General features: G+C 67.8%; 17 protein-coding genes. 10 read left to right on the top strand and 7 right to left on the bottom strand.

Annotation, left to right across the window (positions count from 1 at the left end):
• The first annotated feature begins 115 nt into the window (after positions 1 to 115).
• From DID98_RS15400 to denD, 3 genes are read left to right on the top strand one after another with little or no spacing between them, the layout of a single operon-like run.
• Positions 116 to 1,441, top strand: a complete 1,326-nt coding sequence (locus tag DID98_RS15400) for an MFS transporter (RefSeq protein WP_044844420.1) — start codon at positions 116 to 118, stop codon at positions 1,439 to 1,441.
• 59 nt (positions 1,442 to 1,500) lie between these two features.
• Positions 1,501 to 2,277, top strand: a complete 777-nt coding sequence (gene otnI / locus DID98_RS15395; RefSeq protein ID WP_124521414.1) for a 2-oxo-tetronate isomerase — start codon at positions 1,501 to 1,503, stop codon at positions 2,275 to 2,277.
• Positions 2,278 to 2,305: 28 nt separating this feature from the next.
• Positions 2,306 to 3,277 carry a D-erythronate dehydrogenase gene (gene denD, locus DID98_RS15390; protein WP_124521412.1) on the top strand — a complete coding sequence of 324 codons (972 nt, stop codon included), beginning with the start codon at positions 2,306 to 2,308 and terminating at the stop codon, positions 3,275 to 3,277.
• 79 nt (positions 3,278 to 3,356) lie between these two features.
• Here the strand turns inward: denD and DID98_RS15385 are convergent, their stop codons facing one another.
• Together DID98_RS15385 and hpnI are read right to left on the bottom strand one after the other, a co-directional pair.
• Positions 3,357 to 4,445, bottom strand: a complete 1,089-nt coding sequence (locus DID98_RS15385; protein ID WP_124521410.1) for a lysylphosphatidylglycerol synthase domain-containing protein — start codon at positions 4,443 to 4,445, stop codon at positions 3,357 to 3,359.
• Positions 4,442 to 5,611: a bacteriohopanetetrol glucosamine biosynthesis glycosyltransferase HpnI gene (gene hpnI, locus DID98_RS15380; RefSeq protein ID WP_124521408.1), complete on the bottom strand. Its 1,170-nt coding sequence runs from the start codon at positions 5,609 to 5,611 to the stop codon at positions 4,442 to 4,444. Before hpnI ends, DID98_RS15385 begins: the two co-directional genes overlap by 4 nt.
• A gap of 251 nt (positions 5,612 to 5,862) precedes the next feature.
• On the opposite strand from hpnI, the gene DID98_RS15375 reads away from it, so the two are divergent.
• Both DID98_RS15375 and DID98_RS15370 read left to right on the top strand, forming a co-directional pair.
• Positions 5,863 to 6,177 carry a hypothetical protein gene (locus DID98_RS15375; RefSeq protein WP_124521406.1) on the top strand — a complete coding sequence of 105 codons (315 nt, stop codon included), beginning with the start codon at positions 5,863 to 5,865 and terminating at the stop codon, positions 6,175 to 6,177.
• 70 nt (positions 6,178 to 6,247) lie between these two features.
• Complete coding sequence (locus DID98_RS15370) at positions 6,248 to 6,775, top strand: cytochrome b (RefSeq protein ID WP_124521404.1); 528 nt, start codon at positions 6,248 to 6,250, stop codon at positions 6,773 to 6,775.
• Between the two features lie 266 nt (positions 6,776 to 7,041).
• On the opposite strand, the gene DID98_RS15365 is transcribed toward DID98_RS15370, so the two are convergent.
• Complete coding sequence (locus DID98_RS15365; RefSeq protein ID WP_124521560.1) at positions 7,042 to 7,332, bottom strand: DUF4148 domain-containing protein; 291 nt, start codon at positions 7,330 to 7,332, stop codon at positions 7,042 to 7,044.
• Positions 7,333 to 7,403: 71 nt separating this feature from the next.
• Positions 7,404 to 7,748, bottom strand: a complete 345-nt coding sequence (locus DID98_RS15360) for a DUF4148 domain-containing protein (RefSeq protein WP_044844429.1) — start codon at positions 7,746 to 7,748, stop codon at positions 7,404 to 7,406.
• Between the two features lie 204 nt (positions 7,749 to 7,952).
• Between DID98_RS15360 and DID98_RS15355 the strand changes: the two genes are divergently transcribed.
• Entirely contained in the window at positions 7,953 to 8,642 is a 690-nt protein-coding gene (locus DID98_RS15355) for an aspartyl/asparaginyl beta-hydroxylase domain-containing protein (protein WP_044844430.1), read from the top strand.
• Positions 8,643 to 8,670: 28 nt separating this feature from the next.
• Here DID98_RS15355 and DID98_RS15350 read toward each other — a convergent pair whose 3' ends face one another.
• Positions 8,671 to 9,612, bottom strand: coding sequence for a LysR substrate-binding domain-containing protein (locus DID98_RS15350; protein WP_124521402.1), 942 nt, complete (start codon positions 9,610 to 9,612; stop codon positions 8,671 to 8,673).
• 78 nt (positions 9,613 to 9,690) lie between these two features.
• On the opposite strand from DID98_RS15350, the gene DID98_RS15345 reads away from it, so the two are divergent.
• From DID98_RS15345 to DID98_RS15335, 3 genes are all read left to right on the top strand, one after another.
• Positions 9,691 to 10,089: a nuclear transport factor 2 family protein gene (locus DID98_RS15345; protein ID WP_124521558.1), complete on the top strand. Its 399-nt coding sequence runs from the start codon at positions 9,691 to 9,693 to the stop codon at positions 10,087 to 10,089.
• Between the two features lie 145 nt (positions 10,090 to 10,234).
• On the top strand, positions 10,235 to 10,504 hold the full coding sequence (locus tag DID98_RS15340) for a MoaD/ThiS family protein (protein WP_044844433.1): 270 nt from the start codon (positions 10,235 to 10,237) through the stop codon (positions 10,502 to 10,504).
• Between the two features lie 56 nt (positions 10,505 to 10,560).
• Positions 10,561 to 11,709, top strand: coding sequence for an exo-alpha-sialidase (locus tag DID98_RS15335; protein ID WP_124521400.1), 1,149 nt, complete (start codon positions 10,561 to 10,563; stop codon positions 11,707 to 11,709).
• A gap of 50 nt (positions 11,710 to 11,759) precedes the next feature.
• On the opposite strand, the gene DID98_RS15330 is transcribed toward DID98_RS15335, so the two are convergent.
• Complete coding sequence (locus DID98_RS15330) at positions 11,760 to 12,683, bottom strand: LysR substrate-binding domain-containing protein (protein ID WP_124521398.1); 924 nt, start codon at positions 12,681 to 12,683, stop codon at positions 11,760 to 11,762.
• A 189-nt stretch (positions 12,684 to 12,872) separates the two neighbouring features.
• On the opposite strand from DID98_RS15330, the gene DID98_RS15325 reads away from it, so the two are divergent.
• Positions 12,873 to 13,298: a PACE efflux transporter gene (locus DID98_RS15325; protein ID WP_124485095.1), complete on the top strand. Its 426-nt coding sequence runs from the start codon at positions 12,873 to 12,875 to the stop codon at positions 13,296 to 13,298.
• Positions 13,299 to 13,435: 137 nt separating this feature from the next.
• On the opposite strand, the gene DID98_RS15320 is transcribed toward DID98_RS15325, so the two are convergent.
• Positions 13,436 to 14,383, bottom strand: coding sequence for a choline ABC transporter substrate-binding protein (locus DID98_RS15320; protein WP_124521396.1), 948 nt, complete (start codon positions 14,381 to 14,383; stop codon positions 13,436 to 13,438).
• Positions 14,384 to 14,416 lie beyond the last annotated feature (33 nt).

Here is a 14,416-nt window from a genome sequence, read left to right as displayed (position 1 = left end):
CACAGGACTCCGTAGCGATTCCCATGCCCGCCGTGTGCGCGGGCCCTTCCGTCAGCACACACACACGATCCGGCGGCCTACGCGCCGCCGGCACACGACATATCTGGAGACGACGATGACTGCTCTCGACGCGGCCGCAAGCCGCTCGCCCGCCGCGCCCGCCCAATCGGCCGAGCTCGACCGCACCTACAGGAAAGTGTTCTGGCGCATCGTGCCATTCCTGATGCTCTGCTACGTGGTCGCGTATCTCGACCGCGTGAACGTCGGCTTCGCGAAGCTGCAGATGTCGCAGGACCTCGCGTTCAGCGAAACCGTGTTCGGCCTCGGCGCCGGCATCTTCTTCCTCGGCTACTTCCTGTTCGAGCTGCCGAGCAACCTGCTGATGCACCGCATCGGCGCACGCATCTGGATCGCGCGGATCATGATCACGTGGGGCCTGCTGTCGGCGGTGTTCGCGTTCGTGAAGACGCCGACGCAGTTCTACGTGCTGCGCTTCCTGCTCGGCCTCGCGGAAGCCGGCTTCTATCCGGGCGTGATCCTCTACCTCACGTACTGGTTCCCGTCGCATCGGCGCGCGAAGATCATCGCGGTGTTCATGTCCGCGATTCCGGTGTCGGGCATCTTCGGCAACCCGCTGTCCGGCTGGATCATGGAGCGCTTCCACGGCGGCTCGGGCTTTCACGGCTGGCAATGGATGTTCGTGATCGAAGCCGTGCCGGCGCTGCTCGTCGGTATCGCGACGATCCTGTATCTCGACAACGGCATCCGCAGCGCGAAGTGGCTCGACGCGCGCGAGAAGCAGCTGCTCGAGGACGAAATCGCCGCGCAGCCGCAGGAACAGCAGCAGCACGGCCATTCGCTGAAGGCCGTGTTCGCCGACCCGCGCATGTGGTGGATGTCGCTGATCTACTTCGCGTTCGTCACCGGCCAGTACGGCCTCACGTTCTGGATGCCGACCCTCGTGAAATCGACCGGCATCACCGATACGCTCCAGATCGGCCTGCTGTCGGCGATCCCGTTCGTCGTCGCGATCGTCGTGATGAACCTGTTCGGCCACAGCGCGGACAAGCGCCGCGAACGCCGCTGGCACCTGATCGTGCCGGCGCTGATGGGCGCGGTCGGGTTTGCGGTCGCCGCGTCGTACTCGCACAATACGGCGGTGTCGATCGTGTTCCTGTCGCTCGCGGCGGGCGGCGTACTGACCTGCGCACCGCTGTTCTGGTCGCTGCCGACCGCGTTCCTCGCCGGCTCCGCCGCGGCCGCCGGGATCGCGATCATCAACTCGGTCGGCAACCTCGCCGGGTTCGCGAGCCCGTACGTGATCGGCTACCTGAAGGACGTCACGCACAGCACGTCGTCCGGCATGTACGTGCTGGCCGGCATGCTCGTGATCGGCGCGATCGCCGTGTGGCTCACGCCCGCGAAACTCGTGAACCGCTGACCCTTCATTCGACGCGGGGCGCCGGGCGCCCCGCCCCATTCATTCACCGGACCGCTGCCATGCCCCGCTTCGCCGCCAACCTCTCGATGATGTACACCGAGCACGCGTTCCTCGAACGCTTCGCCGCTGCCTCGCACGACGGCTTCAAGGCCGTCGAGTACCTGTTCCCGTACGACTTCGCCGCCGAGGACATCCGCGCGCGCCTCGACGCGCACGACCTCGAGCAGGCGCTGTTCAACGCGCCGCCCGGCGACTGGGCCGCCGGCGAACGCGGGATCGCATCGCTGCCGGGCCGCGAGGACGAGTTCCGGCGCGGCATCGACCAGGCGCTCGATTATGCGCGCGTGCTCGGCAACAAGAAGCTGCACGTGATGGCCGGGATGGTCGCGCCGGGCGCCGATCGCGCGCGCCATCGCGACACCTACGTGGCGAACCTGCGGCATGCGGCGCAGGCGGCTGCCGCGCACGGCATCACGATCCTGATCGAGCCGATCAACCAGCGCGACATGCCCGGCTATTTCCTGAGCCGCCAGGACGATGCGCACGACATCCGCGCGGAAGTCGGCGCGCCGAACCTGAAGGTGCAGTTCGACTGCTATCACTGCCAGATCGTCGAGGGCGACCTCGCGATGAAGCTCAAGCGCGATTTCGCGGGCATCGGCCACATCCAGATCGCCGGCGTGCCCGAGCGTCACGAGCCGGACATCGGCGAACTCAATTACCCGTATCTGTTCGCGCTGATCGACGCGCTGGGCTACGACGGCTGGATCGGCTGCGAGTATCGCCCGAAGGCCGGCACGTCCGAGGGCCTCGGCTGGCTCAGGCCGTACCTGTAATTTCCGTATTCCTCAGAGGGCAAAGAACATGAAAGTACTGATCACCGGCGGCGCCGGCTTTCTCGGCCAGCGTCTCGCGCGCAAGCTGCTCGAACGCGGCGAGCTGACCGGCCCCGACGGCCGGAGCAGCAGGATCGACGAGCTGGTGCTGCTCGACGTCGTCGAGGGCAGCGATTTCGGCGACGCGCGCGTGACGTCGATCGTCGGCGACATCGCCGATCGCGCGGTGCTCGAAAGCGCGATCGACACGCAGACGGGCGCGATCTTCCACCTCGCGGCGATCGTCAGCGGGCAGGCCGAAGCCGATTTCGATCTCGGCATGCGGATCAACCTCGACGCGTCGCGCACGCTGCTCGAAGTGTGCCGCGCGCGCGGCCATCGTCCGCGCGTCGTGTTCACGAGCTCGGTGGCCGTCTACGGCGGCGTGCTGCCCGACGTCGTGCGGGACGATACCGCGCTGAATCCGCAATCGTCGTATGGTGCGGAAAAGGCGATCGCCGAGCTGCTGCTCTGCGACTACGCGCGCCGCGGCTTCGTCGACGGCCGCGTGCTGCGGCTGCCGACCATCAGCGTGCGGCCGGGGCGCCCGAACGCGGCTGCATCGTCGTTCGCGAGCGGCATCATCCGCGAGCCGCTGAACGGCGAGGAAAGCGTGTGCCCGGTGCCGGGGTCGACGCGGCTGTGGCTGCTGTCGCCGCGCGGCGCGATCGACGCGCTCGTCGCCGGTTGCGAGCTCGACAGCGAGAAACTCGGCAACAAGCGCGTGATCAACCTGCCCGGCCTGTCGGTGTCGGTCGACGAAATGATCGCGGCGCTGCGCGAAGTCGCGGGCGACGAGGTCGTGAAGCTGATCCGCCATGCACCGGACGAACGCGTCGAGAAGATCGTCGGCAGCTGGCCGGGCCGCTGGGACACGACGCGCGCGGAAGCGCTCGGGCTGAAAGGCGACACGTCGTTCGCGGACGTCATCCGCAGCCATCTCGCCGACGAACGGCGTTGACGGCCGCGCCGCCCGGCAGGCAAGCAGCCGCCCCGGCGTCGCCGCTGCCCGCCCGGCAGGCCGGCAACGCCCGGCCGCATCAGCGCGGCCCGGCGGACTCCCCGACGTGTATCGATGCGCGCTTCGCGCCGGATGGCGAGCGCGCCGCGCCGGCCGCATGCTGCCACGCCAGCAATCCGGGCAGATAGAACAGCAGATCGCGCACTCGTCGCGCGCCGGCGAGCGCCAGACAGGTCGGCGCGTCGAACCCGAGCAGCCCGCCGATCAGCACGAACCCGCCCTCCTGCACGCCCAGCCCGCCCGGCATCAGGAACGCGATGCTGCTCAGCAGCTGGATCAGCGCTTCGATCGCGAGCGCCTGCGCGAACGTCGGATCGGCGCCGAGAAAACGCAGCGCGAGCCAGATTTCCAGCGCATAGCCGGCGAACTGCAGCGTCTGCCAGATCACCAGATAGCGGACGACGATACCCGTCTTGCGCCAGATCACAAGGATCGACTGATCGGTGCGTGCCGATTCGCCGACCAGCGCCACCACCTTGCCGCTCGTGACGCGGTTGACCACGCGCATCGCGCGCTCGAACGGCCGCGCGTGCTGAACCAGTGCGAACAGCAGCAGCACCGGCACCAGCGCCGCCATGCCGATGGCGAGGCGCGCGGCAACCTGCGCGGCATCGGACGATACGTGTTCGAGCACGTAGCCGATCGCGACCAGCGCGAACACGAGCTGGCTGATCAACGTCAGCTGCATGTCGGCGACGAGGCTCGCCACGGCGGTCGCCGGGCGTACGCCCGCCTGCCGCAGCAGGCCGAACGACACGATCTCGCCGCCGATTCGCGCGACCGGCAACAATCCGTTGATCGATTCGCGGATCCACACGAGCTTGAGCATCGTCGCGAACGACGGCCGGCGCGGGCCGCGGATCAGCATCCGCCAGTCCCACGCATTCGCAAGCATCGGCAGGATGTGGGCCAGCGCGGCGACCAGCAACCCGGCGCCGGCGATCCTCAGCCGGTGCAGGATCTCCAGCGGATGCTCGCGCCAGACCAGCCACACCGCGAGCACCAGCCCGGCCAGCGCCGCCGCGCGCCCCGCTTGCCGCAGGCGCGCGTCGCAACGCTCGGACCGCCGGTCCGCGCCTTCGAGGTCGGCATGCGTGTCGTGCGTCATGATTTCCCCGCGGGCGACAGCAAGCCCTCGCGGTCGACGCGAAAGCGCGTGCCGCGCCAGACGACGTGCGACGAGAAGAAACTCGACACGAACACCACGAACTGCAGGAAATCGACGAACGGCAACCAGAGCGCGCCGCGCAGACCCGCGCCGGTGGCGCGGCTCGTCTTCAACATCAGCAGCGCCCGCGCGACGAGCGCCGCGAACGCCAGCCCCCAGGCGGCGAGCGTGCCGCCGGAAAACAGCACGGCCAGCATCGCCAGCGGCAACGGGTGCATCAGCACCGACCCGGCGTGACCGAGCCGGTCCGCCGCGCGGATCGTGCAACTCCAGCGCAATTCGTGCGCGTACAGCGTGGCGAACGTCTCTTCGACACAGGCGTGCCCGACGACCAACGGCGGGACGACGACCTGCGCGCCGACCTGCCGCACTGCTTCGCCGAGCGCGTGATCCTCGGCCAGGTGATGCGCGAAACGCGCGAGCCCGCCGATGCGTTCGAGCGTCGCGCGCGTGATCGCAATCGTCTGGCCAAAGCACGGACGGGCGCGCCCGATGAAAAGCCCCGTGATGACGCCCGGCAGGAAATGGTAGTTCGTCATCGCGACGGCGACACCAGGCCAGAAGCCCGGCGACGCGATGCCGCGATACACGCTCGTCACGATGCCGACTTCCGGCTGCTGCAGCGCGCCGACGACGGCACGCAGATAATCGCGCTCGACCAGCACGTCGCTGTCGGCAAGACACAGCACTGAATGTTCCGCGTGTTCGAGCATGTTGACGAGGTTCGCGATCTTGCGGTTCGGCCCGTACAGTCGCGCGTCGGCGACGACCTTGATGTTCGCGTCCGGATGGCGCCTGCGCAACGTTTCGACGGCCGCGAGCGCCGCGTCGCCCGCATCGTGCACGCCGAACAGATGCTGTACCGGCCCCGGATAATCCTGCACGAAGAAGCTTTCGAGATGCTGTACGAGATTCCATTCGTCGCCGTGCAGCGGCTTCGCGACGGTCACGCCCGGATAATCGCACGGCACCGCCCGCGCGCGGGAAAAGAACCGGCCGACCAGCACGCTGGCCGTGACCGTGTAGGCAATGCCGAGCAACACGCCCAGTCCGCAGGCGATCGACATCGCGCCGGCCAGCGCGTGCAGCAGATGCAACAGGATCATGCTTCTCCCCAGTGGTGACCCAATGACCGCGACGCCCCGGCCGGCACGCGCGAACGCGCGCTCGCCCGGACACGCCGCCGTGTCGATTCCCGTTGAGCCGGATATCAAGGACGACCAACCGACGGTACGCGCAATCAGATGACACGACTACCGTGCGGCGATCGATTCCGGTCACGCGCGCACAGCCGCGAACGTCCGCGGCCCTGAACGCCGCGTGGGCCACCTTACGGGCCGACAGGATCGCGGTCGCGATGACGGTCCGGATGCGGAATGTCATCGCCGTGAAAGACGCTTCGGGTACGCTCGGCGCAAACAGTCCGGCTGGCACGACACACTCCCTGGTGGCGCTCGTAACCGACGATCCGGCGCACAAGCAGCCCGGCAGCGGGTCCGTGCTGTCGATCATCCGGCGCATCGCGCGATGGTTCGGCGGCCGCGTGCGGTTCGGGCCCGGCATCGGCGGATACGGCACCGGCGTCGCGATCGTGTTGCCGTCGGCCGACGCCGCCCGGGTCGAGAGCGCGCATGCGTCACGGGGCGAATCCGATGCGCGGCCGCACGCTTAACGTTTTGTTAAGGATTCGGCCGTAGAATCCTCCGGAAGATACGGTCCCCACCCGCTTGCCAGGAGCTTTCATGTCTACCTCCGCCCGATACGATGCAGTCGCACGCCTTCTCCACTGGCTGATCGTGGCGCTCGTCGTCGCGCAGTATGCAATCGGCTGGACGATGCCCGACGTGCATCGCGATACGCAACCGGTCGGCTTGATCGCCGCGCACCTGATCGTGGGCACCGCGCTGCTCGCCGCGATGGCTTGCCGCGTACTCTGGCGCGTGACGCATCGTCCGCCCGCCGACCAGCTGTCGCCCGCGATGCGCGCCGTGTCCGGCGCGACGCACTTCGGGCTCTATGCGCTGCTGATCGCGGTGCCGTTGCTCGGCTGGATCAATGCGTCGTCGCGTGCCTGGGCCGTGACGCTGCTCGGCATCGTGCCGCTGCCTGCGCTGTCGGCGGCCGGATCGGGATTCGGGCATGCGATGGGCGACGTGCACGGCATCCTCGCGTGGGTGCTGTTCGGCGGCATCTGCCTTCACGTCGCGGCCGCGGTCGCGCATCGTTTCATCCTGCGCGACCAGGTCATGCAGCGGATGATGCCCTGGTAATCCCGCCGCCGGCATCCTTGCGCGCCATCGCGGACAGCAGTCCGCCGATCGCGGATCGCATCTCGCCCGCATCGCCGCTCATCCCGCGATCCACCTGCGCGCCCAACGGAATCGGGCAACGAGACGGTCTCGGCGCCGCGCGAAGCGGCGCGCGATCGACGGCCTGGCCGTCCGTGCCGTTCGACCGGGCCGCGTGCCGCGAACGGCATGCGTATCGCCGCACCGCGAACACGACGGCCTGAAGACACACACGTACATGTCGGCTCCTAGTTGCCGGCCTGCGCCGGCATGACGGAGGCCGGCGCAGGCGCGGCAGCCGAAGCCGAAGCCGAAGCCGCCATCCTCGCGCGATCCTGCTCGGCGAGCTTCGCCTGCGCGGCCTGAATGTCCGCCGGATATTCGCCGTCGTCCCCCTTCGACGGATCGTACCCGGCCGCTTCCAGACGAATCAGCTCCTCGCGAACCTGGGCACGCGTGAGCGGCGCATTCGATTGCGCGAATGCGGACTGACCGGAGATTGCGCCGATCATCATCAGTAGTGCGATATAAGTTTTCATCATCAACTCCTTCAATGTTGCGTGCCGATCAACCTTCGTGAATGTCGAACCCGCCGCGGCGGTCCGCTGCGTCAGCTTCCGAAATACGGCGTGCAAAAGCTCTCGGGGCCGACGCATGCGGCCGGGCGCGGACGGGTCGGTTGCGCCGCCGGCCTGCCCGCATCGGACGTCCCCGCCGGATCGCCGCCGACCGCGGTTTCGGCCTGATGCCGAGGAAGTTGCCCGGCCTGCTGCTGGAACAGCGGACTTACGTCCGGATACGACGTATCGGTCACGAAGCGCAGCCCGTTGGTTTCGGCGTCGATCAGTTGCTGCCTGACCTGCGCGCGCGTCAGTGCCTGTGCCGACGCAGGCGTCGCGACACTCGCGACGGACATCGCCGCCACCGTGGCGGCCACCAGCCAATGCGTATTCATGCTCCACTCCTTCGGAAGTCAACGAAACGAGGTGCTACACCCGTATGACGACGCGGGGCATACGTTTATTCCCGGAATGCCGGAGCGCTCGCACCGGACCTTCACCGATCTGTCATTCTTTCGTCAGCCGGCGTAACCTGACGTAACGCAGGCCCCACCGCACGTGGGGCAGACTGACGACACCTTGTGGATCGCCCCTCGATCATGTCCGTCGCTTACGACTATGCAGCCGGCCTGCTTCGCACGCTGTACGATCGCCATCTCGACGGCGGCGCCGTGCTCGATACGGCCGCGTTTCCCGACGCCGAGCGATTCGTTCGTGCGTGGCCGGCCATTCGCGCGGAAGCGCTGGCCGTCGCGCGCGACCTGCCGCGCATCCCGCGCTTCCACGAGATCATGCGCGAGCAGCACGACATCTCGGCCAACGATGCGCGCGACTGGCGGATGTTCATCATGCAGGCTTACGGCCAGCCGTTCCCGCGCAACCTGTCGCGCTGCCCGACCGTCGAATCGATCGTCGCGGCGTCGCCGGACGTGCTGTCCGCGTCGCTGTCGTTCCTCGCGCCCGGCAAGCACATCCCGCCGCATCGCGGGCCGTTCCGCGGCATCCTGCGCGGTTATCTGGTGCTGTCGATGCCGAAGCGCGCGGATGGTACGCCGGCCGCCGTGCTGAAGGTCGACGGCCGCGACTACCGGCTCGACGAAGGCTGCTTCCTGCTGTGGGACGACACCTTCGTGCACGAAGTGTGGAACGACAGCGACGAAGTGCGGATCGTGCTGCTGCTCGATATCCGCCGGCGCGGCATGCCGCGCTTGCTGATGTGGCTGTCGAATGCGGTGATCGGCGTCGTGCGGCTCGGGATCAGGGTGCGGGGGCGGTCGATTCCGGTTTAGCAACCCGCCCGGCGCACGCGCCTTGCGGTCAATCCTCGCGCGCAAGCCGCGTCAGCACCTCCGTGAGCGCTTGAATCGCGGGTTGAGCGGCGCGCTGCACCGGGTACACGAGGTAGTAGCCCAGACCGTTGCGCACCACCTCCGGAAACGGCGCGACCAGCGCGCCGGCTTCCAGCCGATCCGCCGCCATGCGCGGATCGCCGATCGCGACGCCGTGCCCGTCCGACGCGGCCGTCAATGTCAGCTCGAGCGTATCGAACACGAGCCCGGTGCCCGGGTCGACCTGCGTTGCGCCGACGGCGTCCAGCCAGCATCGCCATTCGTCGCGATTGCTGGCGGGATGCAGCAGTGTCGCGTGCGCGAGATCGGCGATCGACTTCAGCACCGCGCCCGCCTCGCGCGTACACATCGGCGTGAGGCACTCGTCGAACAGCGGCACGGCCACCATGCCCGCCCAGCTTCCGCTGCCGCGCACGACGATCGCATCGAAACCGGCGTCGGTGAAATCCGGCGTGTCGTCCGCCGACGTGTGAATGCGCAACTCCGTGCGCGGCAACGCATGATTGAGCGCCGACAGCCGCGGCAGCAGCCAGCGAATCGCGAACGTGGAGGGCAAGCGCAATGTGAGAGTCGACGCGGCATGCGCATGCGCGCGCGCGTGTTGCGCCAGTTGCGAGAGTACGTCGACGGCCACCGTCAGCAGCGCGCCGCCTTCCGCGGTCAACGTCAATCCCGACGCATGACGGACGAACAACGCACACCGGTAATGCGCTTCGAGTTGCTGCACCTGACGGCTCACCGCACCCTGGGTCCGGCACAGATGCTCGGCCGCGCGGTTGAAGCTGCCGAGTTCGGCGGCGGCGACGAACGCCTGGAATGCCGTCAGCGGCGGCAGCGCACGGGTGAGATCCGCGAGCGGATATGCGCGGGCGGCATACCCGGGTTGCGGATTATTCGTTTGTTCGGTCATCGCTGCATCGCTATCGTGGTTGAACCGGTTCGCGACGGCTGTCGTGGCTGGCTCGTCAACAATCAGCGGAGAAATACCATGGTCTCGTCGTCCGACGCACTATACACGCGGCAGGTCGATACCTACCTCAAAGCGCTCGAGAGCGGCAACGTCGCCGCGATCTGCGCATTGTTCACGCCGGATGCGCAGATATTTTCGCCGTTCCTCGGCTGGATGTCGCCACTGCCCTTCTTCGAAAAAGTCGCGGCGGCCTCCGGACAAAGCCGGATCACGCCGATCGACATCTGCGTCAGCGCCACGGGCGCACGTCGGGCCACCGGCTATTTCGTCTACGACTGGGGACTGAAGGACGGCACCGCGGTGCAATTCGAGTGTGTCGACGTCTTCGAATTCGACGACGACGCGCGCATCGAGCGCATGATCATCGTCTACGACACCTATCAGATCCGCAGCACGGTCGGCGACAAGTACGCATAGCGCATCGACGGGGATCAGGCACCACGGCCGTTGCGCGGCGCAGCAACGTCGCCGCGCCGCCGGCCGTACGGCAATGTCGCTGCCGGCCCGATCGATCGCCTACACTACAGACCGTCCCCCCGCACGGCTCCTGCCAGCCACCGCCATGGCACACCTCTTCTTCGCGGCGTCGATCCAGCGCCATATCGACACGCCCGAGCGCGACATCGACGCACGGACGCTCGGCGAAGCGCTTGAAACCGTCTTCGGTGAACAGCCGCGGCTGCGCGGCTATATCGTCGACGACCAGGGCGCGCTGCGAAAGCACCTGTCGGTGTTCATCGACGGCCAGCCGGTACGCGACCGGCAACATCTGTCCGATCCGCTCGGCAACGGCAGCCGCGTGTACGTCGTGCAGGCGCTGTCCGGCGGATAAAGGGACGCATCGCCATCCAAACGAGCGCGCGGCCGCGCCCACAGGAGACATCCGACATGAACGATCGACTGCTCGTCGCGACCCGCAAGGGCCTGTTCGTGCTGCACGCCGACGGCAACGGCGGCTGGGCGCTCGGCGAGCCGCACTTCGTCGGCGAACCGGTCAGCATGGCACTGGCCGACCCGCGCGACGGCACGCTGTACGCGGCGCTCAATCTCGGCCATTTCGGGGTCAAGCTGCACCGCAGGCGTGCCGGTGCCGCCGCATGGGAAGAATGTGCGGTCCCCGTCTATCCGCCGCAGCCCGCCGATGAACTGCGCGCCGACGTCAGCGCCCATGCCGGCACCGGCGACGCGCACGACGAAGCGCCCACCCCGCCCCGCCCGCCGTGGACGCTTCAGCAGATCTGGTCGCTCGAAACCGGCGGCGCGGACGAACCGGGCGTATTGTGGGCCGGCACGATACCGGGCGGCCTCTTCCGCTCCGATGACGGCGGCGATTCGTGGGCGCTCAACCGCCCGCTGTGGGATCGCCCGGAGCGCCCCGAGTGGTTCGGTGGCGGCTACGATGCGCCGGGCATCCATTCGGTGATGGTCGATCCGCGCGACAGCCGGCACGTGACGATCGGCATCTCGTGCGGCGGCGTCTGGCAGACCTTCGACGGCGGCGCGACCTGGCGCGTCAGCGCCGACGGCATGGAGGCCGACTACATGCCGCCCGAGCGGCGCGGCGAACCCAACGTGCAGGACCCGCATCGCGTCGTCCAGTGCGCGGCCAACCCCGATGTGCTGTGGACCCAGCATCACTGCGCGATCTTCCGCTCGACCGACGGTGCCGCGCACTGGCAGCGGATCGAAGCGCAGCCATCGAGCTTCGGCTTCGCGGTCGCCGTGCATCCGGCAGACCCCGACACTGCGTGGTTCGTCCCCGCCGTGAAGGATGCGTGCCGGATTCCGGTGAACGGCCGCTTCGTCGTCACGCGCACGCGCGACGGCGGCCGCAGCTTCGAGAGCCTGTCGAACGGGTTGCCGCCTGCGCCGGCCTACGATCTCGTCTATCGGCACGGGCTCGCGGTGGACGACTCCGGCACGCGTCTCGCGATGGCGTCGACGACGGGCGGGTTATGGACCTCCGCGGACGGCGGCGAAAACTGGCGGCAGGTCTCCGCGCATTTGCCACCGGTGTATTGCGTGCGCTTCGGATAACGAACGACTCACACGCAGCGCGTGCCGACGGCAAGCGCCCGCCCGTTGCTTTACGTCGGCGGCGCGATCCGCGCGACCGCGTCGCGCGTCTGCACGATTTCCGCTTCAAGCCAGTCGAGAAACCGCCGGACCCGCGGCTCGCGCTCTCGCCCGGGCCGGCACAGCGCGACGAAACGCGCGCCGGCGAGCCGCACCGATGCATCGATCGGCGTCAGCGCGTCGCGTTCGACGTGCTCGGCGGCCAGCACCGAACTGAGCAGCCCGACACCCTGCCCATGCAGCACGGCCTGCAGCGCGTAATGCTCGTCGTCGTAATGGCGGAACACCGCGCGCTCGAGCCATGCTTCGCGACCGGCCGCACGGCACCACGATGCCCAGTCGACCGACACGGGAAGCGGCGTATCCCAGGTGGTCTCGATCAGCTCGATACGCTCGTTCGCGCGCCCGACGTCGAGGCCGCGCGCCGCATACGCGCCGAAATACTCGTCGATCAGCGCGATCTCGTGCAGCGCGGGAAATGTGCGCGACGTCGCGCGGATCGCGAGATCGACCCGCGCGTCGCGTTCGAGATCGACGAGCGCGTTGCCGGTTTCCACCTTGATGTGCAACTGCGGATCGACGCGCCGGAACCGGCCGAGCCGCGGAATCAGCCACATCGCGGCGAACGCGGGCGTGGTGGTCAGCACCAGCGTGCGCGTATCGGCCGCCGCGGGCCGCAGCGCATCGAGCCCGCGGCTCATGCCGAGCAGCGCGTCGTGACACGCGCGAAACAGTTGCCCGCCCTCGTCCGTCAACCGCACGCCGCTCGCGCCACGCTCGAACAGCAGCACGCCGAGCCGGCTTTCGAGCGACTTGATCTGATGCGACACGGCCGCCGGCGTCACGGAAAGTTCGTCGGCGGCCGCCTTGAACGTGCCGAGCCGCGCGCACGACTCGAATACACGCAATGCAGTCAGGGGAATTTTCGAGAACACGAGGCCTCGCGGGCCGGATCCGGCCAGGTTGAATTCGATTCAATCCGCGTGAGATTAGGTGAATTGAGGCGCGCGCGCAACGCGGGTAGCCTTCCGGGACGTCGCGGCACGGCGGCCGCGGCACGCAGTAGCGGCCAACCCACCGCCCAACCATCGACGCACCAGCAACCGTCGAACCGGAGAACCAACGTGCAAGGCCTACCGCGCAGGATCACGCAGGCGGTGCTCTACGAAGCGATCGCCATTTCCTGCATCTCGCCCGCGATCGCGGCGCTCTTCAAGCAGGGTCTGGTCTATTCGGGCGCGCTGTCCGCGACGATGTCGGCGATCGCGCTGCTGTGGAACATGATCTTCAACGCGCTGTTCGAGCGCTGGGAAGCGTCGCGCCGGCAGCCCGCGCGCACGCTCGCGCGACGGATCCTGCATGCGACCGGCTTCGAGGGCGGGCTCATCTTCATCCTCGTGCCGGTCGTATCGTGGTGGCTCGACATCTCGTGGTTCGACGCGTTCGTCGTCGACATCGGGCTGTTCGCGTTCTTCTTCTGCTACGCGTTCGTGTTCCAGTGGGCGTTCGATCGCGTGTTCGATGTGCCGGCGGCGACGAAGGAATCGTGACGAGGTGTTCGCGGGCCGGCTTCGCGCCGATCGACGCGCAGCCCGAAAGCAACGCGGCCCGCCCGCACGATACGGGAGGGCCGCGTTTCATCACGCCGGCGCGCCGCCTTCGGCGAGCGCGTCGGTCACGTCGACGCTCAATGCACGCCGAGATACGCCTTCACCGCCGGCAGGCCCGGCTTGCCGTCGAGCGTCGTCACGCCGGCCAGCCACTTGTCGAGCGCCTGCGGATTCGCCTTCAGCCACTCGGCGGCGGCCTTGTTCGGGTCTTCCTTGTTCATGATCGGCAACATCACGTGGTTCTCGATCGACGTCGTGAACTGCAGGTTCGACACGAACTTCGCGACGTTCGGGCAACGCTGCGCGTAGTCCGGCGGCGTGGCCGTCAGCACCTTCGCCTCGCCGTAGTTCGGGCCGAACACGTCGTCGCCGCCGCTCAGGTAGTCGATCTTCATCTGCACGTTCATCGGATGCGGTTCCCAGCCGAGGAACACGATCCACTGCTTGTCGCGGATCGCGCGGTTCACCTCGACCAGCATCCCGGCCTCGCTCGACTCGACCATCTTGAACTTGCCGAGGCCGAACTGGTTGCCGTCGATCATCTTCTTGATCAGCAGGTTGCCGTCGTTGCCCGGTTCGATCCCGTAGATCTTGCCGTTGAGCTTGTCGGCGTACTTCTGGATGTCGGCGAACGACTTCAGGCCGCCCTGGTACACGTAGTCGGGCACCGCGAGCGTGTATTTCGCGCCGGTCAGGTTGGGCGTGGCGAGCACCTTGATCGTGCCGGCCTTCGTGAACGGCTGGATGATCGGGTCCATCGTCGGCGACCAGTAGCCGAGGAACACGTCGATCTGCTTGCTCTTGATGCCCGCGAACGTGATCGGCACCGACGCGATCGTCTTGGTCGGCGCGTAGCCGAGCCCCTGCAGCATCGTCGCTGCAAGACCGGTGGTGGCAGCGATGTCGGTCCAGCCGACGTCCGCGAAGCGCACGTTCTTGCATACGGGCGGGTCGGCCGCATAAACCGCCGACATCGGCGCGGCCATCCCGATCCCGCATACCGCTGCGATCAATTGGCGCTTCATCTGTCTTCTCCTCAAAGTGACGTCGTTTTTCAT

Origin of the sequence: Burkholderia sp. Bp8984 (genome assembly GCF_003853755.1) — a bacterium.
Classification (GTDB): domain Bacteria; phylum Pseudomonadota; class Gammaproteobacteria; order Burkholderiales; family Burkholderiaceae; genus Burkholderia.
This window is presented reverse-complemented; position numbering and strand designations above follow the sequence as displayed.

What these genes read in the sequence shown, in the direction of transcription:
- DID98_RS15385 (WP_124521410.1), bottom strand. Translation starts at nt 4,445, where the DNA reads ATGACGCACGACACGCATGCCGACCTCGAAGGCGCGGACCGGCGGTCC.
- DID98_RS15355 (WP_044844430.1), top strand. Translation starts at nt 7,953, where the DNA reads ATGTCCGTCGCTTACGACTATGCAGCCGGCCTGCTTCGCACGCTGTAC.
- hpnI (WP_124521408.1), bottom strand. Translation starts at nt 5,611, where the DNA reads ATGATCCTGTTGCATCTGCTGCACGCGCTGGCCGGCGCGATGTCGATC.
- DID98_RS15340 (WP_044844433.1), top strand. Translation starts at nt 10,235, where the DNA reads ATGGCACACCTCTTCTTCGCGGCGTCGATCCAGCGCCATATCGACACG.
- DID98_RS15400 (WP_044844420.1), top strand. Translation starts at nt 116, where the DNA reads ATGACTGCTCTCGACGCGGCCGCAAGCCGCTCGCCCGCCGCGCCCGCC.
- denD (WP_124521412.1), top strand. Translation starts at nt 2,306, where the DNA reads ATGAAAGTACTGATCACCGGCGGCGCCGGCTTTCTCGGCCAGCGTCTC.
- DID98_RS15350 (WP_124521402.1), bottom strand. Translation starts at nt 9,612, where the DNA reads ATGACCGAACAAACGAATAATCCGCAACCCGGGTATGCCGCCCGCGCA.
- DID98_RS15320 (WP_124521396.1), bottom strand. Translation starts at nt 14,383, where the DNA reads ATGAAGCGCCAATTGATCGCAGCGGTATGCGGGATCGGGATGGCCGCG.
- DID98_RS15375 (WP_124521406.1), top strand. Translation starts at nt 5,863, where the DNA reads ATGACGGTCCGGATGCGGAATGTCATCGCCGTGAAAGACGCTTCGGGT.
- DID98_RS15345 (WP_124521558.1), top strand. Translation starts at nt 9,691, where the DNA reads ATGGTCTCGTCGTCCGACGCACTATACACGCGGCAGGTCGATACCTAC.
- DID98_RS15365 (WP_124521560.1), bottom strand. Translation starts at nt 7,332, where the DNA reads ATGAAAACTTATATCGCACTACTGATGATGATCGGCGCAATCTCCGGT.
- otnI (WP_124521414.1), top strand. Translation starts at nt 1,501, where the DNA reads ATGCCCCGCTTCGCCGCCAACCTCTCGATGATGTACACCGAGCACGCG.
- DID98_RS15360 (WP_044844429.1), bottom strand. Translation starts at nt 7,748, where the DNA reads ATGAATACGCATTGGCTGGTGGCCGCCACGGTGGCGGCGATGTCCGTC.
- DID98_RS15335 (WP_124521400.1), top strand. Translation starts at nt 10,561, where the DNA reads ATGAACGATCGACTGCTCGTCGCGACCCGCAAGGGCCTGTTCGTGCTG.
- DID98_RS15370 (WP_124521404.1), top strand. Translation starts at nt 6,248, where the DNA reads ATGTCTACCTCCGCCCGATACGATGCAGTCGCACGCCTTCTCCACTGG.